The organism is Burkholderia sp. 8Y (assembly GCF_902506145.1).
GTDB lineage: Bacteria > Pseudomonadota > Gammaproteobacteria > Burkholderiales > Burkholderiaceae > Caballeronia.
Map to the genome: position 1 here is coordinate 2,035,003 of NZ_LR733519.1, position 24,519 is coordinate 2,059,521.

Genomic DNA, 24,519 nt, shown 5'->3' on the forward strand with positions numbered 1-24,519 from the left:
GCGCGCCGTCGTGGCGGTCGCGCTGCGTTACGGCTAACTGCTCGAAATCGCGGCGCGCGCCTAGGTCGAACGGGCTGGAAGCGAACCGTTTAGGTCAGACAGAGCGCGTTCGTCAGGTCGCCCAGTGGCGCTTCGTCTTTGGTGCGTGGAAAACCGGTGCGCGCCGTCGTGGCGGTCGGCGCTGCGTTACGGTTATTCGCTCGAAACCTCGGCGCATGCGGGGTTCGAACCGGCTGCGTAGCTAGCCGTTAGGTCAGATAGCCCAGCGGCGCCTCGTCGTTCGGTGCCCGGAAGAACCGGTGCGCTGCGTTACGGTCCTTCGCTCGAAATCTCGGCGCCTGCGCCGGTCGAGCTACCCGCGTCGCGAGCCGTTCGACTCAGATCAAGCGCGTTCGTCAAATCGCCCGCCGGCGCTTCGTCCTTCGGCGAATGAAAGCCGGCGCGCGCCGTCTTGCGACTATCGGCTCGAAGTCTCGGCGCGTGCGTCGGTCGAACCGGCTCCGAAACGACCCCTTCAAGCCAAATCAAGCGCGTTCGTCAGATCGCCCAGCCGCGCTTCGCCGTTTGCCGCCATCGCGCGGTCGCGCGCGGCGACGCCGTCGAGCGGCGCGAGATCATGCACGCGCGAGATGAAGCGCAGGATCGAATTCGTGTCGTAGACGGTGCGATCAACGTAGCCCTGTTTCGCGAACGGCGAGATGACCAGCGCCGGAATGCGCGATCCGGGCCCCCAGCGGTCGCCCTTCGGCGGCGCGACGTGATCCCACCAGCCCCCGTTTTCGTCGACGGTCACGATGACAACGGTGTTCTGCCACTGCGGACCGCGCCGGATATGCTCGATGACGTTCGAAATGTGGCGATCGCCCGAGGCAACGTCCGCATACCCCGCATGCATGTTGAGGTTGCCTTGCGGCTTGTAGAACGTGACGGCTGGCAGACGGCCTGCGTCGATATCGGCGAGCAACTTGTTCGTCGAGGGAGCATCGCCGATGCCGGCATCGCGCACGTGCCGCTCCCGCGCGGCCGTCCCCGGCGCGTAGTTGCGGAAATAGTTGAACGGCTGATGGTGGTACTGAAAATCGGGCACGGTGCCCGTGTCGCGGTGATCGAGCGCGTACTGCCACGCGCCGCTATACCACGCCCAGTCGATGCCCTTGTCGGATAAACGATCGCCGATGGTCGCGTAGCTTTGCGGCGGCAGCACGAGCGCGTTGGATGTATCCGCCAGGCGCGGGTCGCCGCCGGGCGCGGGCTTGACGTTGCTCGGCTGATACGGCGGGAACATGGTGTTGACCGCGTAGCCGTCCGCTGTCAGCGCGCCGTCGCGCACGAATTTGGGCGGGCCGTCCAGCGCGGACTCCGGCGAATCGGTCGCGAGCTTCAGGCGCGTGCCTGTCGGGTCGTCGCCTTCGACGACAGCGAGCAGTTTCGCCGCCGGGCCGCTGCCTGCGTCAGGGTAGAAGGGCGCCTGCGCCGAAATCAGGAAGATGTGGTTGAGCCACGAGCCGCCGAACGCAGACATGAAGAAGTTGTCGCACAGCGTGTACTGCTGGGCGAGTCCCCATAGCTTCAGCGTATCGGGCGAATTCCGGTAGTGACCCATGACGAGCCCGCCCGAGTCGCCCCACGCGGCGAACTGGTTGTTGCGCCCGGCGTTGATCTGCATCTGGTTCTGGTAGAAACGATGCACCAGATCACGCGTGATGACGCTGTTCGGCAGCGGTTCGCCCTGCGCGTCCATAATGCGGAACGGGCTGTTGCGAAGCTCCCCGAGCTGATGCTCGGCAATGGCATACCGCTTGCCATCGACTTCCTGCGCCTGCGGCACGAGGCCGCCCCAGATCTTGGGCAGGGTGGGCAAGGGCGTGACGCCGTCGCGGTCGAGTTGCGTGTACCGGGACGCCGGCACCGCCGAGAGCGGATATCGGACGCCGGGATAGTCGCCGTACAGGTTTGTGAAGCTGCGGTTTTCGGCGTAGATCACGACGATCTGGCGCACGTTCGCCGCGAGCGTGCGATCCAGCGACAGTTCGGCCGCCGTCTTCGGCGTGGCCGGCTTCGGCTCGAACAGATTGCAGCCGCCGAGCGACAGTCCGGCAAGACCGACGCCGGCCGCCAGTAAGCGCCGCCGCGCGGGATCGGCGGGCGCGTCGTCGGTGGGAAGCTCGTGTTGCGGCTCGTCGTTGGCTTTCATCGCGTGACTCCTCGTTGCATGCACGCGCTTGCCGGCGCGCAGCATGGTCGACGCCAAAATGACGCTCGCGTGACGCTGCGCCCTTGGTCTGACAGCGCATGATGCCGCATCAGCCCGCTGCCGGAAACCCGGCCGAACGGCATAAGCAAAAAAACCGAACCATGCCAATTTGCCTATGCCGTTCGGCCGACTGGAAACCGCGGTGCCGCGTGACTAACATCAACTGAACGCGAGCTTTATTCCGACGAGAACGAGGGTAGCGGCGAGCAGATAGCGCAGCAGTGCCTCGGGTGCCTTGGACGACAGATTGCTGCCGATCACGATGCCTGGAATCGAACCTACGAGGAGCGACACCAGCAAAGACCAGTCGACCGAGCCCATCATCCAGTGGCCCGCGCCGGCAATCAACGTGAGCGGCACGGCGTGCGCCACATCCGAGCCGACAATCCGCACAGTCGGCAGGCGCGGGTAAAGCAGCAGCAGCACGGTCACGCCGATTGCGCCCGCGCCGACGGACGTAATGGAGACCAGCATGCCGAGAATGGCGCCGGTGAGTACCGTCCAGACCGCCGTGCGCGCGGGCTGCTGCGGCCGGCTGCGGCCTTTACGGTAGGCGAAGCGTGCGAGTTGCGGCCGGAACACGAGGGAAACGGCGGTGATGAGCAGCGCCGTGCCGAGGATCGACTGGATGAGCCGCGCCGTGCCCGGCGAGGTGATGCCGTGCTGATTCAGAAAGTACAGGGTGACGGCTGCAGCGGGCACGCTGCCTGCCGCCAGGCGTCCGGTGATGCGCCAGTCGACCGAGCCTTTGAGGCCATGCACGAGGGTGCCTGCAGTCTTCGTCGCGGCGGCGTAAAGGAGGTCCGTTCCCACGGCGGTGGCCGGATGGATGCCGAACAGCAGCACGAGAAGCGGGGTCATCAGCGAGCCGCCCCCCACGCCGGTGAGCCCGACGAGAAAGCCGACCCCCAGCCCGGAAGCGGAATAAAGTAAGTCGATATGCAGAAATGACATGCGCGCGGAAGAACCCGTCAGGCGTGGGTGGGTCGAAAAACCGTCGATGATAGCCGGTCAGCGGCCCACCTGCTGCACGAAACCCGTGCCTGAACCGCCGTCCGCACGCCGCTAATGGCCCGCGGCGCACTGAAACTTGCCACTTTGCGCCATCAGGCGCCCTTTCACGTCACTTTCAGGAAGGTGCAATGGATACGAAGGAACAGACGCAGAACCCGACGCAGCAGCAACAGCAGCAGCAACCGCAATCCGGCGCGACGGACGAGGCGTTCATCCCGACCGAGCACGCCAACATGCCGAACGAGCGGCAGTTCGTCCTCAAATCCGGCAACACGTTCGCGGTCTACGACGCAAACGGCGATATTCGCGGTCGTGACGACGGTCTCTTCGTCAACGACACGCGCGTGCTCTCGGAACTCGTGCTGACTTTCGGCGGCCGGGCGCCATCGCTGCTGTCGGGCAGCGTTTCGAGTGACAACGCTGTCTTCACCGCGCATCTGACGAACCGACCGTTGCCGCCGATAGGCGGGGCGCGCACGCCGGAGGGCGTGATCCATGTCGAGCGCAAGCGCGTGCTGTCGGGGCATGTGCTGCACGAGAGCATCGTGCTCACGAATTACGGCACGGAACCGTCCACCGTGCCGCTATCCATTTCGTTCGCCGCCGACTTTCTGGACATGTTCGAAGTACGCGGCACCATACGGCCGAAGCGCGGCACCTTGCGTCCGCCCGCCGTCGAAAACGGCGAGGTGATCCTGAGTTACATCGGGCTCGACGAAGTGGAGCGCACGGCGCGCATCCAGTTCACCCCCGCGCCGGACGTGCTTTCGCCGACGCGCGCCGACTACGCGCTCCACATTCAGTCGGAAACGGCAATTTCGGTGTATTTGTCCGTGACCGCGGTCACGCACGCGCTAAACGATGCCAGCGAGGAGAGCAAACGCAACGCGGCGGAAGCGCCGGAATGCGCGCCCGAGTCGGGGCGCCCGGCCATCCGCGAGGCGCTTGTCGACGCGCACCGCAGCATGCGCGACAAGCGCCGTGCGGGCGCTCGCGTGCGTTCCAGCAATCCGCTATTCAGCGAATGGATAGACCGGTCGCTCGCTGACCTCGGCCTGCTGACGACCGATCTCGAAACGGGCCCGTACCCGTACGCCGGCATACCGTGGTTTTCGACGCCCTTCGGACGCGATGCGATCATCACGTCGCTTCAGATGTTGTGGCTGCAACCGACGCTTGCGCGCGGCGTCTTGCGCTTTCTCGCGGCGCATCAGGCGCGCGAGGACTCGGCGTTTCGAGACGCCGAAATCGGCAAGATCATGCACGAGACGCGCAAGAGCGAAATGGCGGCCACTGGCGAAGTGCCGTTCGCGCTGTACTACGGCGGCGTGGACAGCACGCCGCTTTTCATCGTGCTCGCCGGCGCGTACGCGGAGCGCACGGGGGATCGCGCGCTCATCGACGAGATCTGGCCGGCGCTGCAACTTGCCGCCGACTGGGTCGCGCGGCATTGCGACAGAAATCCGCACGGCTTGCTGAGTTATCAGCGGGCGACGGAATACGGCCTCGCCAATCAGGGCTGGAAGGACAGTCACGATTCCGTCTTTCACGCGGACGGCCAGTTTCCGATCGGGCCGATTTCGCTCGTGGAAGTGCAGGCCTACGCGTCGACGGCATTCTCGACGATGGCGCGCCTGGCCCGCGAGCGCGGGGAACACGAGCGCGTAGCGGAATTCGAGCGGCGCGCCGAGCATATCCGCGAACGCGTCGAGGCGCTCTTCTGGATGCCGGAGATGGACTTCTACGGCATCGCGCTCGACGGACGCAACGAACTGTGCCGCGTGCTGTCGTCGAATGCGGGGCATCTGCTTGCATTCGATCTCGCCGAGCGCAAGCGCGGGGAAGCGGTCGCGCGGCAACTGGAATCCGCGCTCTTTCACACTGGCTGGGGCGTGCGCACGCTCGCGGCCGGGCAACCCCGCTTCAATCCGATGTCGTATCACAACGGCTCGGTGTGGCCGCACGATTCGGCGCTTTGCGCGCGCGGGTTGGCGCGTTACGGCGAGCGCGGCGCGGCGGTCGCTTTGCTGCAATCGTTGTTCGAAGCGGCCGTCACGTTCGACATGCGCCTGCCGGAACTCTTCTGCGGCTTCACGCGGCAGCGCGGCGAGCGGCCCATCGCGTATCCGGTCGCGTGCTTGCCGCAAGCGTGGGCGGCGGGGTCGCCCTTCATGATTCTGGAGGCGTGTCTGGGCGTGACGATCGACGCCGTCAACGACGAGATTCGCGTGGATCGGCCGCAGTTGCCGGAAGGCATCGACTGGCTGGAAATCGGCGATCTGCGGATCGGCGAGAAGAACGTCACCATCACGTTCCGGCGCGTGGGCGGGCAAGTGGTGCCGTCGGTGGAAGGGGACGCGCGGGTCGTGGCGGTGCTGTGAACGCGCGAAGGCGCCCGGGCGACGCCGGGCGCTTGGCAGCGAAGCGGGAGATAGATTGCTACGCTGCCAAAGTAGTTTCCGCGAGCGCGGCCGCGCGCGAAGTCGTCCCGTGCTCCAGTCCGGCGACTCGCAGCCGCCGCCAGAACCCCAACGTCGGCCACCTCGCAACCGCCGAGCACAGCGAGGCAAAACGGGACGTCAGACCGCCACACTCCGAACGTAATTCTTCGCAAGCGCCGTCGCCGCCGCGCGGAGTCGCCCCGCGCTTGACTTCGGCGACTCGCAGCCGCCGCCAGAACGTGAACGCCGGCCACCTCGCAACCGCAGACCAAAGCGAGGCAAAACGGGCTATCACACCGCCACGCTTCCGACGTAATTCTCCGCAAGCGCCGTCGCCGCCGCGCGCGAAGTCGTCACATGCTCGAGCTCGGCAACTTGCAGACGCTGCTCGAACGGCGACGTGTCGTCGAGCTTGTGCAGCATCCTCGTCATCCACCATGAGAAGTGTTCGGCGCGCCATACGCGCTTGAGCGCGGTCTCGGTGTAGCGGGCAAGCCGGGCGGTGTCGTTGTCCTCGTAGTAGCCGACGAGCGCGGCGGTCAGCACGCGTACGTCCGACACGGCCAGATTCAGGCCCTTCGCGCCGGTCGGCGGCACAATGTGCGCGGCATCGCCGGCGAGGAAGAGCTTGCCGGACTGCATCGGCGTCGAAACGAAGCTGCGCATGCCGACAATGTTCTTCTGGAAAATGCGCCCTTCGGTGATCTGCCAGCCGTCCGCCGTATCGACGCGTGCGTGCAATTCGGCCCAGATGCGGTCGTCGGACCAGGCATCGGCGGAATCCTTCGGGTCGCATTGGAAATACATGCGCTGCACGCCCGGCGAGCGCGTGCTGATGAGCGCGAAGCCGCGGTCGTGTCGCGCATAGATGAGTTCGTCTGACGAGGGCGGCGCTTCCACCAGAATGCCGAACCAGCCGAACGGATACACGCGCTGATAATCCTGCCGCACCGCCTCCGGAATGCATTGGCGCGAGACGCCTTGCGAGCCGTCGCAGCCGATGATGAAGTCGCATTCCAGCTCTTCGTCGCGGCCCTCGTGGCGGTACGTGATGCGCGGCTTGCGATCGCTGTTCTCGGCGAAGTCGTGCAGCGAAACGTCGGAGACGTTGAACTTCAGCGCACCGCTCGCCGCCATGCGCGCCGCGACCAGATCCTTGATGACCTCATGCTGCGCGTAGACCGTGATGGAGTGGCCGGTCAGTTCGGTCAGCGCGATGCGCCGCCGTTGTCCCTCGAACGCCAGTTCGAAACCGTGGTGCAACGCGCCTTCGGCCTGCATCCGTGCGCCGAGCCCCGCTTCGTTGAGCAGGTCCATCGTGCCTTGTTCGAGCACGCCCGCGCGAATGGTGGATTCGATGTCCTGCTGGCTGCGCGCTTCGAGCACGACCGATTCGATGCTGCGCAGGTGAAGAAGATGAGAGAGCAGAAGCCCCGCCGGGCCCGCGCCGACGATGCCGACTTGAGTACGCATGAGTGTCTCCGTTGCGTCGTGATGTTGTGCGTACAGTGTCGGCATCGCGGCGCTATGCCGCAACGCGATACCGCGGATAGCGCCTATCGCCTATCTCGATAATGCCCCCGAAAGCGCGTGAAATCAGGTCCGGTGCTTGCTGACCAAGGGTTTATCCCGACTCACCGACACGAGGACACCGACATGGACGCAAGCGCATATCCGAAGCCGCCTTTCGCTGAACAGCAACAGGAACGCACGCCGGGCCTGACCGAATCGTCGAATCCGAAGCCCGACCACGGCGAAGAGACGTATAAGGGCAGCGGCAGACTCGCGGGAAAAGCGGCGTTGATCACCGGCGGCGACAGCGGCATCGGGCGCGCGGTGGCGATCGCCTTCGCGCGCGAAGGGGCAGACGTCGCCATCTCGTATCTGGACGAACACGACGACGCGAAGGAAACCGCGCGCTGGATCGAGCAAGCGGGGCGCAAGGCGCTGCTTCTACCCGGCGACATCACGGATCGCCAGCATTGCCGCGATCTCGTCGCGAAGACGGCCGAAGCGTTCGGACGCCTCGACGTGCTCGTGAACAACGCCGCGTATCAGATGACCTACGACAGCCTCGAAGAGATCAGCGACGACGAGTGGGACAAGACCTATTCGACCAACATCGGCGCGATGTTCCGCATCACGAAGGCCGCGCTCGAACATATGAAGGAAGGCGGGGCCATTGTGAACACGACGTCCGTGAACGCGGACGCGCCGAATCCCGGCCTGATCGCGTACGCGAGCACGAAGGGCGCGATCCAGAACTTCACGGGCGGACTCGCACAGTTGCTGGCCGAACGCGGCATCCGCGTGAACTGCGTCGCGCCGGGGCCGATCTGGACGCCGCTGATTCCGTCCACCATGCCCGTCGAGAAGGTTAAGAACTTCGGCTCGCAAGTGCCGATGAAGCGCCCCGGCCAGCCTGCCGAACTCGCACCGGCCTACGTGATGCTGGCCTCCGACGAGGGCAGCTACATTTCCGGCGCGACCATCGCGGTGACGGGCGGCAAGCCGATCATCTGACCGGCCTGCCGGCACGCACAGCGCCTTACTTCGCCGCCGCTTCCTTCAACTGGTTGCGGCGGTATTCGCCCTGGCGCGTGAGCATCCAGCCGGGGTATTCGGACGGCAACTGGCTCACTTCGTCGAGCGCGGCCAGTTCGTCCTCATTGAGCTGCACGTTCGTCGCCGAGATGTTGTCGTCGAGCTGCTCGATGCGCTTTGCGCCGACGATCACGCTCGTCACGACCTTCTGGTGCAGCAGCCACGCGAGCGCGATCTGCGCGACCGACACGCTCTTCGCTTCGGCCATGCGTCGCATCGCGTCGATGCAGTCGTAGGCGCGCTCCACGTTCACCGGCGGAAAATCGAACTTCGTGCGACGGCTGCCTTCTTCCTTGCCGCCTTCGCGCGTGTACTTCCCCGACAGCAGGCCGCCCGCGAGCGGACTCCACACCATCAGGCCGACGTTCTCGCTTTGCAGGAGCGGCACGAGTTCGCGTTCGAGATCGCGTCCGGCAATCGTGTAATACGCCTGCAACGATTCGAAGCGCGCAAGCCCGAGCCGCTCGGAAATCCCGAGTGCCTTCATGATCTGCCACGCCGCCCAGTTCGATACGCCGATGTAGCGCACATGGCCGTGCTGCACGAGCGTGTCGAGCGCGCGCAGCGTTTCCTCGATCGGCGTGGCCGGATCGAAGCCGTGAATCTGATACAGATCGACGTGATCGAGTTGCAGGCGCTTCAGGCTCGCCTTGACGCCGTCGATGATGTGATACCGCGACGCGCCGCGCGAATTGACGCTTTTCGTGCCCGATTCGCCGAGAATCTTGGTCGCGACGACGACGTTCTCACGCGGCACCTTCAGGTTCCTGAGCGCCTGACCGGTGATGATCTCCGACTGGCCGTCGGCGTAGACATCGGCGGTATCGATGAAATTGATGCCTGCGTCGAGCGACCGGCCGACGAGCTTGTCGGCGTCCGCTTGCTGAAGCTGGCCGATGTTGTCCCAGATACCGCCGCCGCCACCGCCGAACGTCATCGTGCCGAGACACAGTTCGGAGACGAAAAGGCCGGTGTTGCCGAATTTCCTGTAGCGCATGGTTGCTCCCGAGTGAACGATAGGCGTGAAGCGTTCGCTAAAAAGCGGCGAGCGTTCACTGCCGGCCATGCAGTATCGTCCGGCAACGCGCGCCGTTCATAGCCTGATCCTGTCGAATCCTTGCCTTTTCCTGCAAACTCGGGCGCGCGGCGCGCGCACGTTTTCGCTCGCGCGAGTAAGCTATCCCGACTTCTTCCACGCTCGAGTCCCTCCGGAAACCATGGCGCTGAACGACACGCCCGGCCTGGCCGGCAAAGATGCTCACGATCAATCCCGCGAAACCCGCCGCGCGCTGCCCGGCGCCACCCTCGATCAGGCGCGCCTCGATCTCGTCGCGCTCATTGACCGCTTCACGGCAGGCTGCGAAGGCACGGTGGAAACGCCGGTGCCGGGCGTCTTCCTGCATCGCGTGATGAACCCCGGCGGACCGAAGCCCGGCATCCAGACGCCGGCGCTGGCGCTCATCGCGCAGGGTTCGAAGCGGGTGATCGTCGGCGACGACGTGTATGTCTACGATCCGATGCATTATCTGGTGTCGTCCGTCGATCTCCCGGTGATCGGGCAGGTGACGGTCGCGAGCGATTCAGAGCCGTATCTCGGCTTGCGGCTCGACCTCGATGTCGAGGAAATCACCTCGCTGATTCAGGACCAGAACCTGCCGCCCGCGACGCAGACCGACGCCTCGCGCGGGCTTTTCGTGAATCGCCTCGGCTCGTCGATGCTTGACGCCGTGCTGCGCCTCTTGCATCTCATCGACACGCCCGAGGACGTGCCCATCGTCGCGCCGCTGGTTAAGCGCGAGATCCTGTATCGGCTGCTGATGAACGGCTCCGGCGCGCGTCTGCGCCAGATCGCGCTGCACGACAGCCAGACGCAGCGCATCGCGAAGGCCATCAAGCTGCTGCGTCAGAACTTCGATCAGCCGTTGCGCGTGGAGGACATTGCGAAGGACGTGCATATGAGCGTGTCGTCGCTGCATCATCACTTCAAGGCCGTGACCGCGATGAGCCCGCTGCAGTATCAAAAGCAGTTGCGTCTGCAGGAAGCGCGGCGGCTAATGCTGCTCGATATTGCCGATGCCGCGACGGCCGCGCATCGCGTAGGCTATGAAAGCGCGTCGCAGTTCAGCCGGGAGTACAGCCGGCTTTTCGGCGCGCCGCCGCTGCGCGATACCCGCCGCTGGCGCGACGCGGCCGCCGCGGGCGCCTGAACCGCGCCGCTCGCGCGCACGGCTGGCACCGGAATGCTGACTGGCGATGCGTCGGCGCTGCCGCATCGGTTTATTTCATCGTCCGCGGAATAACGCAGCGCCGCGCGACGTTCTGCGGAAACTGCCACGTACTTTTCCAGCGAGGAAGATGAAATGAACAAGCACATTCTGATGGCCGTCACCGTTGCGAGCGCCGCCGCGTGCGTCGCATCGTCCGCGTATGCGGCCGCGCCGAAGGAAGCCAACGGCATGTATGTCGATGACAACGGCATGACGCTCTACACCTTCGACAAGGACACGAAAGGCAGTCCGAGCGCCTGCACGGGCGGCTGCGCGAAAGCCTGGCCGGCCGCGATGGCAAGCGACTCCGATCAGCCGAGCGGCAAGTGGACGACCGAGACCGCCGACGGCGGCAAGCAGTGGGCCTACGACGGCAAGCGCGTTTACCGCTTCTCCAAGGACACGAAGCCCGGCGACAAGAACGGGGACAACTTCCGCGACGTGTGGCACGTGGTCAAGCCCTGAGGGCGTGACGATCACAACGACGCGTCGGCGCTTTGCCGAACCACGCCCTTGGACTTCGAGCACGATCTTCTCGCGCATCTCCCACAGCTGCGCCGCTATGCGCGCGCACTGACGGGGGATCGCGCGTGGGCGGACGACCTCGTGCAGGACGCGACCGAACGCGCGCTCAACCGCGCGAGCCTGTTCCGCGCGGGCACGAACCTGCGCGCGTGGCTCTTAACGATCATGCGCAATATCTATATCGATCAATTGCGCGCACGCCGCGATATTGCCGTCGACGATGAAGCCGCGCCCTGGCGGCAGATGGCCGCGCCGCGCGGCGAAGTGGACGGGCTCGTGCTGCGCGACGTGCAGCGCGCGCTGTACTGTCTGCCGGTCGAGCAGCGCGAAGTGATGCTGCTCGTCTGCGTCGAGGAAATGAGTTATCAGGAAGCGTCGCAGGTCCTGAACGTGCCGGCGGGCACCGTGATGTCGCGCCTCTCGCGGGCGCGCGAACATATGCGCGTGCTGCTGGGCGAAGAGCCGGGGCGTCGCGCGCCGCTGAAAGTAGTGAGCCGCACATGACGAATCGGGACCGCCCAGCCGACGACAACGAGCGCGCCTTGCAGGCGCTCTCCGCCTATATCGACGACGAGTTGCCCGGCGCCGAACGCGACGCGACCGCCGCGCGCATCGCGAGCGATGCCGCGTGCGAAGCGACGGTGGCGGCCTATCGCGCGCAGGACAATGCGTTGCGCGCGCTTTTCGCGGCGGACCGGGCCGAGCCGCAGATCGTGGTGATGCGCCCGCGTGCGAGGCAGCGGTATTTGATGGCCGCGTGCTTGCTCGTCGTCGGCATGGCCTGCGGGTTTCTCATGCACATGCTGCTGCCGGCCTTCGACGAGCCCCGTGCGCGTTTCGCGGAGCGCGCGGATATCGCGTATGCGGTGTATGCGCCCGAGCAGCGGCACGCGGTGGAAGTGGCGGCATCGCAGCAGGATCATCTGGTGAGCTGGCTGTCGAAGCGTCTCAACCGGACGCTCACGATTCCGTCGCTTGCCGAGTACGGGTTTCAGCTCGTCGGCGGACGGCTCTTGCCGGGCGAAGAAGGGCCCGCCGCGCAATTCATGTATCAGAACGCGGCCGGCGAGCGCCTCACGCTCTACATGACGACGGTCGCCCGCAACGACGCGAAAGTGAGGATGCTGCGCGACGGTCCGCGCACGACGTATTACTGGGCGTCGGATCGCGTCGGCTATGCGCTCTCCGGGCAGATCGGGCAGACGAAACTGCAGGCGATCGCGTACGACACATGCAAGGAACTGGGCGGCGATCCGAAGAACTGGTAGCGGATGGAGACGGCGGAATGTGTGTCTCGGCGCAAACATCGAGTGGCGTGACAGAAAGCCATACATAGCGTTGTCCATTAGCGATACCCTTACAGCGCCGCTGTCGGTGTTGATAGGGAATGCTTACTATGGTTATGAACGTTCATGTATTCGTCAAGGTAGCTCAACGTAACCACTTTCGCGATGCTTGTTTTGCTGTTAATCGGCCAGCAAGCTCCGAAATTGCTGCGCTGTCGCATGGATTGACCGCGTCATTGCGCCGAACCAGCCCAATGAATTACCAGAACTGTGAGCCTATGCAGTTCGCGCACGAGACAACCTCGACTTTGCGCGCTGAGGACAATGAGAATGAACGCCGCAGCGATGGTTATCTCAACGTATTCCATTCTTTAAGGGCTGAGCGCGCAGCAGCGAGGGTGTGAGCATGCCGGTTCGCTGCACTTTCACTCTTAACAATCGCCGCACTTCTACGCTCCTGTGTGAAGGGTACGGAACGGTAGAGGCGTTTTCGGGCCAAAAGCAAGGCCGGGATAATCCGGGGAAGGTGGCTACGCCGAAGATCGGCCCCATACCGCCGGGGCAATACTACATCGTTGATCGTCTTTCAGGAGGGATACTCGGCGCGTTGCGCGATTTTGGGGCCCCCATCGTCGGAAGCCCAGACCGTAGAAAATGGTTCATGCTCTGGAACCCGAGAACCGGCGACGTGACGATGATCAACGGCATACGGCGAGGGCAATTCAGATTGCATCCTGAGGGAACGCACGGGATCAGTGAAGGATGCATTACTCTCGTCAACCCCGCTGAATTTGAGTTCCTTCAGCGATTCATTCGCCGGTCCCCGCCCGCTGTATCCGTTCCGGGGTCGGCGCTCAGAGCATATGGCACAGTGACGGTACGATGAAACGCACAAAGGTTCTTTACATCGTCACGATCACCGTTGCGTCTCTGGTGATAGGCATCCTACTAGCACGCGCCATCATAGTTCGATGCGGGATGATGCCCTACGAAGAGGATATGGCGATCCGTTGGCTACTTGGCCTCTTTGGATTGGAATACCCTGCGCCTGAAGATATTCAGGATGTCGGAATTTACTCGATTGTTCTTGCGTGTTGGGCAAGCGTAGCGGCGGTTTTGATTTCTGTTCTAAAGTTTGCGAAACGCATGGATCGCAGGCGCAAGTCCATCAAGAGTTGATTCGCGAAGCGAATCTCCCGAGGATCGTTCAATGGCTTCAGATATTTTTATTCAATTCGACGGCATCAAGGGCGAATCGCAAGATGCGGATTTCCCAGCAGGAAACAGACTACGCGTCACCGACGCTTGCGGCGTTCTGCTTTCAGGGCAAGCACATAAGCGAAGTCAAACTCTCGATGCGCAAGGCGGGCGGGTTGCCGTTCACCTTCTATCGAATCACGATATCCGATGTGGTTATCACGAAGGTCTTGCCTTCGGCCGATGGCGGTTACGCGATCGAAGCGATAGGGCTTTCGTTCTCGCGCATGAAACAAGAATACGTTCCGCAAAATCGGCACGGCGGTGGCATGGGCGCCGTTACGGGATTAATCGACATAAGGAACAACGAGATCGCATAGGCTTTACCTCAATGGCATGCGGCCTCGCACGAGCCCGATCAATGCCACAAAAAAGCCGCCGCGAGAAAAAACTCGCGGCGGCTTTTCCATTGCGTGACGCCGTTCAATCAACCGTGATGCGAATGATGACGCTCCCACTCGGCGCGTTGCCAGTAACGATGACCGTCCCAGTAACGATCGCCATGCCAGCCCGTCTTCACAGCATGATGATGCTCGTGATGGACATCGGCGGAAGCGGCGTTCACGAGCCCCAAGCCAAGCGAAGCGGCAATGGAAGCGATAAGCAGGCTCTTCTTCGTCTTGTCGAACATGATTAACTCCTTCGAATTTTGATGACGCTAGGCGTGCCGGTATATGGCAGATACGACTTAGCGGTAATAGTCGTGATGATGGTGATAGCCGCCATCCCCAGGCACGATGATGCAGCCCGACAGCGTGCTTCCCAGCACCACGCTCAGCACCGCAAGAATCGCTAACTTCTTCATGGGTTTCTCCGTGTGAATCCGTGGAAACCAATTTAGCCGTTAGCAAAATGACAAGCCGTGTTCGTTTGTAAGCAAACGTGTTGCCTGAAATAATTACGAAGCTGGCTTATTAAACGACGACGCGTCAGCCATTGCCAAGTCAGCGCACGATCTTCGGCTTCATGTTCGGCGTGAGCGAAACGCCGACCACCTGACCGTCGCGCACGCCGCATCGGCTATCGACGCGCTGCCATTGCGCTTTGCCGCGCGCCTTCGCGAACGCGCGCATCACGATCACCTGGTCAACAGGGATGGGGTTCGCGGGACTCAGAATCGGCGTGTCGTCGTCGATCTTCGCGGACAGCACGCGGCGGTCCGGGACGATGAGCGTGTCGTACTTCGGCGCATTCTCGACCCAGCGATCGAACGCCGCGACGCATTGCACGACGGTATCCGGAACATGCAGGCGGGTGAGATACGAATAGTCTTCGGAGGGATCGGGCGTCTCTTGAGCCTGAACGATCTGGAACAGCGACGCCGAAAGCAAAAGCGCGCACAGCGCAGGGGCGAACAGAGTTTTCATGCAGTCACGATGGCGATGTCGGCAGGGAACGAGAAGAAGCACAGGCGCGCATCGCGGGAGGAAGGCGACAGCCGTATCGGGCCGGAAGTCGTGCGCCTGTTTTTCGAGATGGCGCGAAGTATACCGCGCGAAGTTTTTCTGCGTCGAGCGCGTCGCGCGGTTGAATGCCGATCGAAAGCGTTCGCGCCGCGTTGTATGCTTGCTGCGAGCCGAGACGGAGCCGCGTGATGAAAGTCGTGCGATGGTCGCAGCGGGACGGGGCAGGGCTCGAGCATCTCGTGCTCGATGAGCGGTCCGATGGCGTCGTCATCGAGAGCGTGATCGTCGGCGAGGGCGATGCCGGGGCGTTCGGCATGACGTATCGCATCGAATGCGATGCGCGCTGGCAGGTCACGCGGCTCGCGGTCAAGCTGGCGGGCGGCGCGTCGATCGATCTGCATCGCGGGCACGACTGGACCGACGCGCACGGTGCGCCGCAAGACGCGCTCGGCGGCTGCATCGACGTGGACATCATCGCGACGCCATTCACCAACACCTTGCCGCTGCGCCGCCTCGACTTACAGCCCGGCGCGCGTCGCGAAATCCGCGTCGTGTACGTGCGCGTGCCCGAGATGACCGTGAGCGCCGTCGCACAGGCCTATACGTGCCTGGAGGCGGACCGGCGCTATCGCTTCGAAGGACTCGACACGGGCTTCACCGCCGAGATCACGGTCGATGAATACGGCCTCGTGACCGATTATCCCGGTCTCTTCCAGCGGATCCCATAAAGACGCGCCGGCCCGCAAGCGGCGATAATGCGGGTCATCGAACGACTTTCTCGCGTGATTTCAACGATGACCGATACCGCACTCAACACAGAACCGAACCACGGGCCGCGCCTGACGAGCCTTTCGCATGGCGGCGGCTGCGGCTGCAAGATCGCGCCAGGCCTGCTCGCCGATCTGCTCAAGCGCAGCGCGCCGATGCCCGCGTTCCCGAATCTGCTCGTCGGCAATGACACCGCCGACGACGCCGCCGTCTACCAGCTCAACGACGAGCAAGCCATTGTCGCGACGACGGACTTCTTCATGCCGATCGTCGACGATCCGTTCGACTTCGGCCGCATTGCCGCGACCAACGCGCTCTCGGATGTTTACGCGATGGGCGGCAAACCGATTCTCGCCCTCGCGCTCGTCGGCATGCCGATCAACGTGCTGCCCCACGAAGTCATCGCGCAGGTATTGAAGGGCGGCGAAGCGGTATGCGCGGAGGCGGGCATCCCGGTCGCGGGCGGCCATTCGATCGATTCCGTCGAGCCGATCTACGGGCTCGCCGCGCTCGGCATCGTGCATCCGTCGCGTGTGAAGCGCAACGCGGCGGCCCGTGCGGGCGACGTGCTGATTCTCGGCAAGCCGCTCGGCGTCGGCGTGCTGTCGGCGGCGCTCAAGAAAAATCAGCTCGATGCAGCGGGCTACGCCGCGATGATCGCCGCGACCACGAAGCTGAACCGCCCCGGCGCGGAACTGGCGAAGCTCGATGGCGTCCACGCCCTCACCGATGTCACCGGCTTCGGCCTGCTGGGTCACACGCTCGAACTGGCGCGCGGCGCGGGGCTGACGGCGCGCATCCGCTACGCGGCGCTGCCGTGGCTGCCGCAGGTCCAGGACTTCGTGCGCGCGGGCGTCTTCACGGGCGCTTCGGGGCGCAACTGGGCGGCGTATGGCGCGGACGTCGCGCTGCATGATTCGCTGGAGGGCTCGATCGAAGCGGCCCGCGCCTTGCTCACCGATCCGCAGACTTCGGGCGGCCTGCTCGTGTCGTGCGCGCCCGAAGCCGTCGATGATGTGCTCGCGATCTTCCGCGCCGATGGCTTTAGCGAAGCCGCGGTCATCGGCGACATGACGGACGGCGCGGGCCGTGTCGAGGTGCGATAGCGCAAGACTCTATAAACAACGATTAGCGGGTGGACATGAAGGAAGAATCGCCGAAAGCCATCTTCTACGCGCTCGCCGCGAATTTCGGCATTGCAGTCTGCAAGTTCGGAGCGGCCGCGTTCACGGGTTCGGGCGCGATGTTCGCCGAAGCCATTCACTCCACCGCCGACTGCGGTAATCAGCTGCTGCTGCTCTTTGGCCTGAAGCGCGCGCAAGCCCCGGCGAACGCGCTGCATCCGCTCGGCTCCGGACGCGAGATTTACTTCTATGCGCTTCTCGTGGCGCTGCTGCTGTTTTTCGTGGGCGGCGCGTTTTCGGTGTACGAGGGCGCGCATCGGCTGATGCATCGCGAGCCGCTGTCCAATCCGGTCGTCGCGCTCCTGATTCTCGGTGTGTCCGTCGCGCTGGAAGCGTTTTCGCTCGCCGGCGCGATCCGCGAAATCCGCAAGACCACGCCGAACAAGAGCATGTGGCGATGGTTCCGCGAGACGCGCGAATCGGAACTGCTCGTCGTGGCGGGCGAAGACGTGGCCGCGCTCGCGGGCCTCGCCATCGCGTTTGCCGCCGTGCTGCTGACCATGATCACCGGCAATCCCGCCTACGATGCCGCGGGCTCCGTCGTCGTGGGCCTGCTGCTCATGGTCATCGCGTTTCTCGTTGCGCGCGAAGTGAAGTCGATGATCGTCGGCGAATCCGCGAGCCCGGAAGTGCGCAAGGCCATCGACGCGCATCTGCGCGCGCGGCCCGAAGTCACGCGCATCATCAGCCTCATCACGTTGCAATGGGGCAAGCATCTCGTCGTCGCGGTGCAGGCGGAGATGATCGATTATGCGAGCGGCCGCGCGATGATCGACGCGATCAACGTCATCGAAGACGACCTGCAACGCGCGTTTCCGCAAGTGCGCTGGGTATTTTTTGAGCCGGACGTGCCGCGCGAGGCGCAGAAACCGGCCGCTGCGGCCTGAGCGGCTGCATCGGATATGAGAGTAAAGGCGCGGGCGGACGCGGCGTGACAGGCGTCGCGAGCACCTGCGTGCGGCCGTGGTCCGGATCTGCGTGACGACCATTTTGGGGCAACGGCGCGGCGTTTGATAAATCGCCTGCGAGCGCCCCTAAGACGCCCACGACGCGCCTTGCATTCCGCTCGGCGCTGCGTAAAGCGCGCCGATTTTCGGGCAAGGGCGCGGCGTTTGACACTCCGTCCCTAGCGCGCCCGAGCAGCCAAGACGCGCCTGGCATTCCGCTCGGCGCTGCGTAGAGCGCGCCGATTTCGAGTAAAGCGCCGTCTGGCCCGTCGCCCGCGAGCGCGCCCGAAGCTGCCCACAGTGAGCCCGGCATTCCGGTCGGCGCCGCGTAAATCGCGCCGATTTTCGCGCAAGAGCGCAGCGTTTGACACTCCGTTCGCTAGCGCGCCCAAGCAGCCAAGACGCGTCTGGCATTCCGCTCGGCGCTGCGTAAAGCGCACCGATTTCGAGTAAAGGCGCGGCGTCTGGCCCGTCGCCTGCGAGCGCCCGAAGCCGCCCACGACGCGCCCGGCATTCCGCTCGGCGCCGCGTAAAGCGCGCCGATTTTCGGGCAAGGGCGCGGCGTTCGACACTCCGTCCGCTAGCCCGCTCAACGCTGCAGGCGGCCCCCTTAGGGCTTCGGATCGAGCTGCGCGCCGCCGACGATCGCACCGAAGTGCAGATGCGGCCCGTCGATCCGACTTCGGCGACCTCATCGCCCGGCATCACGTACTGGCCTTCCGTCACGCAGATGCGCGACGCATGTCCGTATCGCGACAACATGCCGTTGCCGTGGCGGATATCCACGGCCTTCGTAACCGTTGTGATCGCCTGAACGCCGCGTCAAGCGGAGCAGGAGCGCCAAGTGCTACACACAACGAAGCCGCGACAAGCGCGACTTCGCCGCGCGCGCCCTGCCTTTCAACCCGCGAAATCGACCCCGGTATGGCGAACGTTTGAGCATTGTCCTTGTCATTCTCGTTTCAGCCCTAACGCGATAGCACGCTTCGGTCCGCAGCGTGCGCCGCTTGCGGCGCACCGCCAGCCAAGCCATCGCGCGATTCCGTACCGTGCGCGTCGTCCGCATCGAGTCCCCGAAATTTCGTGATCTTCATCCGACCCATGCGCAAACATCTACTTGCCGTCTCTTTCATCGTCGTGTCGAGCTTCGTCTCGATACTCTCGCCAGCCGCCGAGGCCGCCGCGCCCGCCCAGCACGCCTCGCAGCCGGCCGTCGCGCTGACGCCGCAACAGGCGCGCGATGCGCTCTCCGTCCTCAACGATCCGCAGCGACGCGCGCAGGTTGCCGACACGCTGCGCGCGGTCGCCGCAGCCGGCACGCTGGCCGCGCCCGCGAGCGCGACGCAAGCGGCTTCGGCTGGAGCCGCCGCGCCGGCATCCGGGGCGTCGGGCGTGCTCGCGAATTCGCTGAAGGCCAACGGCCTCGCGTCGCAGATATCGCATCAGGCCGGCCACTGGCTCGTGCATTTCGGCACGGGCCTGCGCCATTCGGCAGCGGCGCTGCTCAGCGTCCGCTCGGTCGTGCGCTGGTGGCAAGACCGCCTCGCGAGCGAACAGGCGCGTGCCGTCATGGCGCATGTCGCGTGGGCGGTGCTGCTGTCGCTGCTGCCCGCGCTCGTGGTCGAATATCTCGCGGCGCGTCTTTTGCGAAAGTCGCGCGAGAAAGTCGCGGGACGCGGGGTGGCGGACGCCGAAGTCACCGAGCCCGAATTGGTGATCGAGCAGCGCGCCGCCGAACATGCCGAAGACGCGGCCCACCGGTCCGGCGACGAAGTCCAGCAGCATGTGGCCGAGCGCCACGCGGACGCGGCGCGCGGCAAGCGCCACGCGGCGCGGCACTGGACCTTGTTGCGGCGTCTGCCGAGCGCGCTGCTGCATCTGGTGCTGAGCCTGATTCCGCTCGGGATCTTCATGGGCGCAGCGACCGTGCTGATGTCGATTTTCATCGACGACAACACGACCGAAGCGCACGTCGCCGGCGCGCTGATCGACGTGTATCTCGTGTGCCGCCTCGTGATGATCGTGTTCGGCTTCTTCGTCGCGCCGCATGCGCGCGGCCTGCGGCTCCTGCAGGTGCGCGATCAATACGCGATGTACATGTATCGCTGGCTGCGGCGCATCGTGATGGTGGCTGGCGCGGGCATCGCGCTCGCGAACGCGTGCGAGCCGCTCGGCCTCACGGATGCCGCGCATATCGCGATCCTCAAGGTCGTGACGCTCGTCGTGCATCTGATGGTCGCGTGGGTCATCTTCGAGTCGCGCAGGCAGGTTGGCGAAAGCATTCGCCAGCGCATGACGGCTTACCGGTCGGTTGCGCTCGTCGGCAACTGGGTGGCCGATGTCTGGGCGGGCGTCGCTATTTTCTTCGTGATCGCGCTGTGGTTTGTCTGGGCGCTCGACGTGCAGAACGGCTACAGCACGCTCTTTCACCTCGGCGGCGTGTCGCTGCTGGTGCTGGTCGGCGCGCGAGTGGCGGCGATCGTCGCGTTCGGCGCGCTCGGGCGAGTCTTCCGCGACAACGACGAGGAAGACTTCGCGAGCAAGTCCATCGCGCATCGTCATGCGTACCGCTATTACCCGGTGCTGCGGCGGATGGTGCAGACGGTGATCGGCGTGGCGACCGTCATTGCGCTGCTCGAAGTGTGGGGCGTGCATGTCGTACGCTTCTTCACGTCGGGCGGCGTTGGCAACCGGCTCGCGTCGGCGATTCTGACCATCGCGGTCGCCGCCGTCTTCGCGGTGCTGGTGTGGGAAACGGCCAACGTGCTGGTCGAGCGCCGGCTCGAACAGTGGAACGCCACCGGCGACCGCGTGCGCGCGGCACGCCTGCGCACGCTCCTGCCGATGATGCGTACCGCGCTTCTCGTCGTGATCGGCATGGTGGTCGTGCTGACGGGGCTCTCGGAGATCGGCGTGAACACCGCGCCGCTGCTCGCGAGCGCCAGCATTTTCGGCGTGGCGCTCGGCTTCGGCTCCCAGAAGCTCGTGCAGGACTTCATCACGGGCATTTTCCTGTTGATGGAAAACGCGATGCAGGTCGGCGACTGGGTGACGGTCGCGGGTGTGTCGGGCACGGTCGAATATCTGTCCATTCGCACCGTGCGGCTGCGCGGCGGCGACGGTTCGCTCTACACCGTGCCGTTCAGCTCGGTGACGACGGTGAACAACACGAACCGCGGCATCGGCAACGCGGCGGTGCGCGTGTCGATCGCGCTCGGCCAGGACGTGGATCTCGCCATTTCGACGCTGAAGGAAATCGGCGCCGCGCTGCGCCAGGACGAAGCGTTCCGCGACGGCATTCTCTCCGACTTCAGCTTCTGGGGCGTCGATGCCGTCGATGGCTCGACCGTCACGCTCGCCGGCCAGATCCAGTGCCGCGACAGCGCGCGCTGGCCGGTGCAGCGCGAGTTCAATCGGCGCATTCTCAACGAGTTCACGGCGCGCGGCATCGAAATCGCGAATCCGCAGCGCAACTTCGTGATCGTCGGCGGGAACGGACACGAGACGGCGCAGGAGCTTCAGCAGGACAGCGAACAGGCGGGCGCGGAACAGCGCGCGGAGCCGTCGACGGCGGCGCAGCATCCGACGAACGAGGCCGCCGCCGGCAACAGTGTCGCCGCGAGCGCGCCGCCGCCGCGCGGGGCGCAGAGCGGCACGTGAGCGCGAGTAATCGCCAATCGAGCGGCAGACGCGCGCCGACGCCGACGCCGCCGAATCCCTTATTGGCTCTCCTATAATCGTCCGGGCCGGCCGCGCCGGCGCATGATCCGGACGGCGCGGCGGCTTTCCTTCGAAGTTCGAACCTTCAAGAGGACGATGCCCGCCATGAGAATCGCCGCCCGGTTTCAATCGACTCGTTTCAAGCGCCCGCCGCCCAAGCCGATACGCACGGCGCTCGCCGCCGCTGGCCTGGCGACGCTGTGCGCCTTCACCGGTTGCGCCCTCGCGCAACAACGCGACGACATGAGCGGCGAACGCCACGGCAACGGCGGCCGGCATGTCAAGGTGATGATCATCTCGATGTTCGGGCCGGAAGGCCAGGTCTGGCTCGACAATCTCGGTCCGTGGCAGGCGGTGCAGGTGCCGGGACTCTCGCCGGATTATCCGGACGTGCATTGCAATCGCGACGACGTGTGCGTCATCACGACCGGCATGGGCCACGCAAACGCGACGGCGTCGATCATGGCGCTGACGTTCTCCGATCAGTTCGATCTGCGGCACACGTATTTCCTGATCGCGGGCATCGCCGGGATCGATCCGGCGCGCGGCACGCTCGGCTCGGCGGCGTGGGCCAAATATCTCGTCGATTTCGGCATCCAGTGGGAAATCGACGCACGCGAAAAGCCGGCCGACTGGCCGACCGGCTTTCTCGGCATCAACACCAAGAGTCCGCACGACAAGCCCTCGCTCGACTATCGCACGGAGGTTTTCGCGCTCAATGCATCGCTCGCCGACGCGGCTTACGCGCTCTCGCGCAACGTGACGCTTTCCGATAGCGATCAGGCGAAGGTCGCACGCGCCAAGTTCAACTACGCGCCCGCGAATCAGCCGCCGCGCGTGATTCAGTGCGACACGCTGGCAGGCGATACGTGGTGGTCCGGCAAGTACATCGGCGAGCGGGCGCGCTACTGGACGCGCCTTTTGACCGACGGGCAGGGCGTCTACTGCACGACCCAGCAGGAAGACAACGCGACCTTCGAGGCGCTCAAGCGCGCGGCGAGCCTCAAGCGGGTGGACTTGGCCCGCGTGGCCGATCTGCGCGCGGGTTCCGACTTCGACCGGCCGTACGAGGGCCAGACGGCCAGCGACAATCTTCTTAACTATGCAGCGCAGGGCGGATTTACACCGGCCATCCAGAATTTGTATCTGACCGGCAATCCTTTCGTCCAGGAAGTCGTCACGCACTGGGGTGCGTGGCGCAAGGGCGTTCCGCAACGGTGAACAAGCGCAGAGGCACCTTTTTGTCTGAAGTCACACCGAAGTAACAAGTCTTCGGAACGAATTACACTCCAAGCCGCGAACCGGTAATTTCTGGTATCGCGGCTTTTTTACCGCTTTTTACCTGAAAAGCGCGTCTCAAAAATAGCTCGCCAGACTGTCAACCGAACGCCGTGATGCCCCGTTGTTGCGGGCGTCAGGCAATTACTCAGATAAAAAATAAGCCTGCGAATTTCCGAACGAGCAGACGGAAAACATCCTCGAAATCGCAGTCAAATTTGCCGATTTTTCGGGGAAGCAAACGTTACCGATGCAAAGTGTTGTTTGCAACAAAATATTATTGAGATGGTCTTGCGCTCGATTAAGGCCGTACTTAGAATCCGTTTCACAGTGTTGTTACAAGTTGTAACGGCCTGTATCAAAGTACGTAGCCGGGCGAAGAAAGCCCGGTGAGGCACAAAAAAGATATCGGCATAAGCCGGCTGGGAAATCGGGGATTACTGGAAGCAGCAACCATGAACGGTCGCGAGACGCTGGAATCGATCCGGGAAATCAACTTGTCTTACATCATGCTCGCACAGCGTCTGCTGCGCGAGGACCGGGCCATCGGCATGTTCCGGCTCGGGCTGTCGGCTGAACTGGCTGACTTGCTGGCGGGGCTCACGCTCGCGCAGGTCGTCAAGCTCGCGCAATCCGACAACCTGTTGTGCGCTTTCCGCTTCAACGATCACACGATGCTGTCGGCCTTGACGCAACCCGCGAAGAACGCGGATATCGCGCCGACGCACGCTGCAATCCTGCTGGCTGGCCAGCCGGCCGAACAGTTCGCTTAAGAGAGAGACGGAGCGAGCCATGCTGAAGAAGAGCCTCACCGAAGACGCCCAGGAAGTGTTCCGCGCGATCGCACTGATTGAACTCGGCGCGCGCATGCAAGTGCTGGAGAGCGAACTGACGCTCTCGCGGGACCGCATGATCCGTCTCTATCGCGAAGTGAAGGGCGTTTCGCCGCCCAAGGGCATGCTGCCGTTTTCGGCGGACTGGTACATGACGTGGCTCGCGAACATCCACGCATCGCTTTTCTACAACACCTATACGTTCCTCAAGAACGAAGCCGGTTGCTCGCATCTCGATGCGTTGACCAAGGGGTATCGGCTGTATCTCGAGCACTGCAACCATAGCGGCGCGGAGGCGGTACTCGATCTCACGCGGGCCTGGACTCTTGTGCGCTTCTTCGACGCCGGCATGCTGCAGATGACGCCGTGCTGCCGCTGTACCGGCAAGTTTGTCGCACACAAACATGATTTGCAGAACAACGTGGTGTGCGGGGCCTGCCAGCCGCCGTCACGCGCGGGGAAGACCAAGAAAGCGGCGGCCGCTCGACAGGCCGTTCAAGAAGCCGCTCTGGAGGTGGTGTCTAGCAAGAGCGAAGTGCCGCCAGCACCGGAGTTTCCGGCGCATGTCGCACTCGACAACGTGGCGGCCTTGCAGCCGTCACGCGCAAGCCTGGTCGCACAGGCTGCTTAGGCGGTAGCGGCGCCGGCTCATTCGTCGAGGACCATCCAGCGTGGATGTTTCTGGATGGTGGATGGCCGGCATGCCGCTACCGCGTTTTCCTTCCTGTCTCAGCC

Annotated in this window: 22 protein-coding genes; 15 read left to right on the plus strand and 7 right to left on the minus strand. The window is 64.2% G+C overall.

Annotated elements, in window-relative coordinates; genetic code table 11:
• Window positions 1–514: 514 nt before the first annotated feature.
• Window positions 515–2,194 carry an acid phosphatase gene (locus GV035_RS09120; RefSeq protein ID WP_159834614.1) on the minus strand — a complete coding sequence of 560 codons (1,680 nt, stop codon included), beginning with the start codon at window positions 2,192–2,194 and terminating at the stop codon, window positions 515–517.
• A 219-nt stretch (window positions 2,195–2,413) separates the two neighbouring features.
• Window positions 2,414–3,208 carry a sulfite exporter TauE/SafE family protein gene (locus GV035_RS09125; protein ID WP_159834615.1) on the minus strand — a complete coding sequence of 265 codons (795 nt, stop codon included), beginning with the start codon at window positions 3,206–3,208 and terminating at the stop codon, window positions 2,414–2,416.
• 188 nt (window positions 3,209–3,396) lie between these two features.
• Between GV035_RS09125 and GV035_RS09130 the strand changes: the two genes are divergently transcribed.
• Complete coding sequence (locus GV035_RS09130) at window positions 3,397–5,649, plus strand: amylo-alpha-1,6-glucosidase (RefSeq protein ID WP_159834616.1); 2,253 nt, start codon at window positions 3,397–3,399, stop codon at window positions 5,647–5,649.
• 351 nt (window positions 5,650–6,000) lie between these two features.
• Here the strand turns inward: GV035_RS09130 and GV035_RS09135 are convergent, their stop codons facing one another.
• The gene (locus GV035_RS09135) at window positions 6,001–7,182 is read right to left on the minus strand and encodes a 4-hydroxybenzoate 3-monooxygenase (protein WP_159834617.1); all 1,182 of its coding nucleotides are present in this window, start codon (window positions 7,180–7,182) and stop codon (window positions 6,001–6,003) included.
• A gap of 183 nt (window positions 7,183–7,365) precedes the next feature.
• Here GV035_RS09135 and GV035_RS09140 point away from each other — a divergent pair, with 183 nt between their 5' ends.
• Window positions 7,366–8,232 carry an SDR family oxidoreductase gene (locus tag GV035_RS09140; RefSeq protein WP_159834618.1) on the plus strand — a complete coding sequence of 289 codons (867 nt, stop codon included), beginning with the start codon at window positions 7,366–7,368 and terminating at the stop codon, window positions 8,230–8,232.
• Between the two features lie 25 nt (window positions 8,233–8,257).
• Here the strand turns inward: GV035_RS09140 and GV035_RS09145 are convergent, their stop codons facing one another.
• Window positions 8,258–9,310, minus strand: a complete 1,053-nt coding sequence (locus GV035_RS09145; RefSeq protein ID WP_159834619.1) for an aldo/keto reductase — start codon at window positions 9,308–9,310, stop codon at window positions 8,258–8,260.
• A gap of 220 nt (window positions 9,311–9,530) precedes the next feature.
• Between GV035_RS09145 and GV035_RS09150 the strand changes: the two genes are divergently transcribed.
• From GV035_RS09150 to GV035_RS09180, 6 genes are all read left to right on the plus strand, one after another.
• A complete protein-coding gene (locus tag GV035_RS09150) occupies window positions 9,531–10,520 on the plus strand; it encodes an AraC family transcriptional regulator (protein ID WP_159834620.1) in 990 nt (329 codons plus the stop codon).
• Window positions 10,521–10,673: 153 nt separating this feature from the next.
• Window positions 10,674–11,045 (plus strand): COG4315 family predicted lipoprotein, encoded by a 372-nt coding sequence (locus GV035_RS09155; protein WP_159834621.1) that lies wholly within the window; start codon window positions 10,674–10,676, stop codon window positions 11,043–11,045.
• A gap of 48 nt (window positions 11,046–11,093) precedes the next feature.
• The gene (locus GV035_RS09160) at window positions 11,094–11,609 is read left to right on the plus strand and encodes a sigma-70 family RNA polymerase sigma factor (protein ID WP_159834622.1); all 516 of its coding nucleotides are present in this window, start codon (window positions 11,094–11,096) and stop codon (window positions 11,607–11,609) included.
• Entirely contained in the window at window positions 11,606–12,373 is a 768-nt protein-coding gene (locus GV035_RS09165) for an anti-sigma factor family protein (protein ID WP_159834623.1), read from the plus strand. Before GV035_RS09160 ends, GV035_RS09165 begins: the two co-directional genes overlap by 4 nt.
• Before the next feature lie 424 nt (window positions 12,374–12,797).
• On the plus strand, window positions 12,798–13,277 hold the full coding sequence (locus tag GV035_RS09170) for a DUF2778 domain-containing protein (protein ID WP_159834624.1): 480 nt from the start codon (window positions 12,798–12,800) through the stop codon (window positions 13,275–13,277).
• 205 nt (window positions 13,278–13,482) lie between these two features.
• Window positions 13,483–13,968, plus strand: coding sequence for a type VI secretion system tube protein Hcp (locus tag GV035_RS09180; RefSeq protein ID WP_442859536.1), 486 nt, complete (start codon window positions 13,483–13,485; stop codon window positions 13,966–13,968).
• A 107-nt stretch (window positions 13,969–14,075) separates the two neighbouring features.
• Here GV035_RS09180 and GV035_RS09185 read toward each other — a convergent pair whose 3' ends face one another.
• The gene (locus tag GV035_RS09185; protein ID WP_159834626.1) at window positions 14,076–14,279 is read right to left on the minus strand and encodes a hypothetical protein; all 204 of its coding nucleotides are present in this window, start codon (window positions 14,277–14,279) and stop codon (window positions 14,076–14,078) included.
• Window positions 14,280–14,592: 313 nt separating this feature from the next.
• Window positions 14,593–15,015 (minus strand): BspC domain-containing protein, encoded by a 423-nt coding sequence (locus GV035_RS09190; protein WP_159834627.1) that lies wholly within the window; start codon window positions 15,013–15,015, stop codon window positions 14,593–14,595.
• A 227-nt stretch (window positions 15,016–15,242) separates the two neighbouring features.
• Here GV035_RS09190 and GV035_RS09195 point away from each other — a divergent pair, with 227 nt between their 5' ends.
• The 3 genes from GV035_RS09195 to GV035_RS09205 all read left to right on the plus strand — a co-directional run bounded on the left by GV035_RS09195 (window position 15,243) and on the right by GV035_RS09205 (window position 17,893).
• Complete coding sequence (locus GV035_RS09195; RefSeq protein ID WP_159834628.1) at window positions 15,243–15,782, plus strand: putative glycolipid-binding domain-containing protein; 540 nt, start codon at window positions 15,243–15,245, stop codon at window positions 15,780–15,782.
• Window positions 15,783–15,848: 66 nt separating this feature from the next.
• Window positions 15,849–16,928, plus strand: a complete 1,080-nt coding sequence (selD, locus tag GV035_RS09200) for a selenide, water dikinase SelD (RefSeq protein ID WP_159834629.1) — start codon at window positions 15,849–15,851, stop codon at window positions 16,926–16,928.
• A 35-nt stretch (window positions 16,929–16,963) separates the two neighbouring features.
• Window positions 16,964–17,893, plus strand: a complete 930-nt coding sequence (locus GV035_RS09205) for a cation diffusion facilitator family transporter (protein ID WP_159834630.1) — start codon at window positions 16,964–16,966, stop codon at window positions 17,891–17,893.
• A 147-nt stretch (window positions 17,894–18,040) separates the two neighbouring features.
• Here GV035_RS09205 and GV035_RS29425 read toward each other — a convergent pair whose 3' ends face one another.
• Complete coding sequence (locus GV035_RS29425) at window positions 18,041–18,715, minus strand: M23 family metallopeptidase (RefSeq protein ID WP_236572567.1); 675 nt, start codon at window positions 18,713–18,715, stop codon at window positions 18,041–18,043.
• Between the two features lie 339 nt (window positions 18,716–19,054).
• Between GV035_RS29425 and GV035_RS09215 the strand changes: the two genes are divergently transcribed.
• From GV035_RS09215 to flhC, 4 genes are all read left to right on the plus strand, one after another.
• Window positions 19,055–21,613, plus strand: a complete 2,559-nt coding sequence (locus GV035_RS09215) for a mechanosensitive ion channel domain-containing protein (RefSeq protein ID WP_159834631.1) — start codon at window positions 19,055–19,057, stop codon at window positions 21,611–21,613.
• 165 nt (window positions 21,614–21,778) lie between these two features.
• Window positions 21,779–22,894: a purine-nucleoside phosphorylase gene (locus GV035_RS09220; protein ID WP_159834632.1), complete on the plus strand. Its 1,116-nt coding sequence runs from the start codon at window positions 21,779–21,781 to the stop codon at window positions 22,892–22,894.
• Between the two features lie 512 nt (window positions 22,895–23,406).
• On the plus strand, window positions 23,407–23,724 hold the full coding sequence (gene flhD, locus GV035_RS09225) for a flagellar transcriptional regulator FlhD (RefSeq protein WP_159834633.1): 318 nt from the start codon (window positions 23,407–23,409) through the stop codon (window positions 23,722–23,724).
• Between the two features lie 19 nt (window positions 23,725–23,743).
• Window positions 23,744–24,415 carry a flagellar transcriptional regulator FlhC gene (flhC, locus tag GV035_RS09230; protein ID WP_159834634.1) on the plus strand — a complete coding sequence of 224 codons (672 nt, stop codon included), beginning with the start codon at window positions 23,744–23,746 and terminating at the stop codon, window positions 24,413–24,415.
• The last annotated feature ends 104 nt before the right edge of the window (window positions 24,416–24,519 follow it).

Coding starts and splice junctions, on each gene's coding strand:
- GV035_RS09155 (WP_159834621.1), top strand. CDS start 10,674: ATGAACAAGCACATTCTGATGGCCGTCACCGTTGCGAGCGCCGCCGCG.
- GV035_RS29425 (WP_236572567.1), bottom strand. CDS start 18,715: ATGTTGTCGCGATACGGACATGCGTCGCGCATCTGCGTGACGGAAGGC.
- GV035_RS09185 (WP_159834626.1), bottom strand. CDS start 14,279: ATGTTCGACAAGACGAAGAAGAGCCTGCTTATCGCTTCCATTGCCGCT.
- GV035_RS09130 (WP_159834616.1), top strand. CDS start 3,397: ATGGATACGAAGGAACAGACGCAGAACCCGACGCAGCAGCAACAGCAG.
- selD (WP_159834629.1), top strand. CDS start 15,849: ATGACCGATACCGCACTCAACACAGAACCGAACCACGGGCCGCGCCTG.
- GV035_RS09140 (WP_159834618.1), top strand. CDS start 7,366: ATGGACGCAAGCGCATATCCGAAGCCGCCTTTCGCTGAACAGCAACAG.
- flhD (WP_159834633.1), top strand. CDS start 23,407: ATGAACGGTCGCGAGACGCTGGAATCGATCCGGGAAATCAACTTGTCT.
- GV035_RS09190 (WP_159834627.1), bottom strand. CDS start 15,015: ATGAAAACTCTGTTCGCCCCTGCGCTGTGCGCGCTTTTGCTTTCGGCG.
- GV035_RS09145 (WP_159834619.1), bottom strand. CDS start 9,310: ATGCGCTACAGGAAATTCGGCAACACCGGCCTTTTCGTCTCCGAACTG.
- GV035_RS09170 (WP_159834624.1), top strand. CDS start 12,798: ATGCCGGTTCGCTGCACTTTCACTCTTAACAATCGCCGCACTTCTACG.
- GV035_RS09135 (WP_159834617.1), bottom strand. CDS start 7,182: ATGCGTACTCAAGTCGGCATCGTCGGCGCGGGCCCGGCGGGGCTTCTG.
- GV035_RS09125 (WP_159834615.1), bottom strand. CDS start 3,208: ATGTCATTTCTGCATATCGACTTACTTTATTCCGCTTCCGGGCTGGGG.
- flhC (WP_159834634.1), top strand. CDS start 23,744: ATGCTGAAGAAGAGCCTCACCGAAGACGCCCAGGAAGTGTTCCGCGCG.
- GV035_RS09215 (WP_159834631.1), top strand. CDS start 19,055: ATGCGCAAACATCTACTTGCCGTCTCTTTCATCGTCGTGTCGAGCTTC.
- GV035_RS09220 (WP_159834632.1), top strand. CDS start 21,779: ATGAGAATCGCCGCCCGGTTTCAATCGACTCGTTTCAAGCGCCCGCCG.
- GV035_RS09195 (WP_159834628.1), top strand. CDS start 15,243: ATGAAAGTCGTGCGATGGTCGCAGCGGGACGGGGCAGGGCTCGAGCAT.
- GV035_RS09205 (WP_159834630.1), top strand. CDS start 16,964: ATGAAGGAAGAATCGCCGAAAGCCATCTTCTACGCGCTCGCCGCGAAT.
- GV035_RS09150 (WP_159834620.1), top strand. CDS start 9,531: ATGGCGCTGAACGACACGCCCGGCCTGGCCGGCAAAGATGCTCACGAT.
- GV035_RS09165 (WP_159834623.1), top strand. CDS start 11,606: ATGACGAATCGGGACCGCCCAGCCGACGACAACGAGCGCGCCTTGCAG.
- GV035_RS09120 (WP_159834614.1), bottom strand. CDS start 2,194: ATGAAAGCCAACGACGAGCCGCAACACGAGCTTCCCACCGACGACGCG.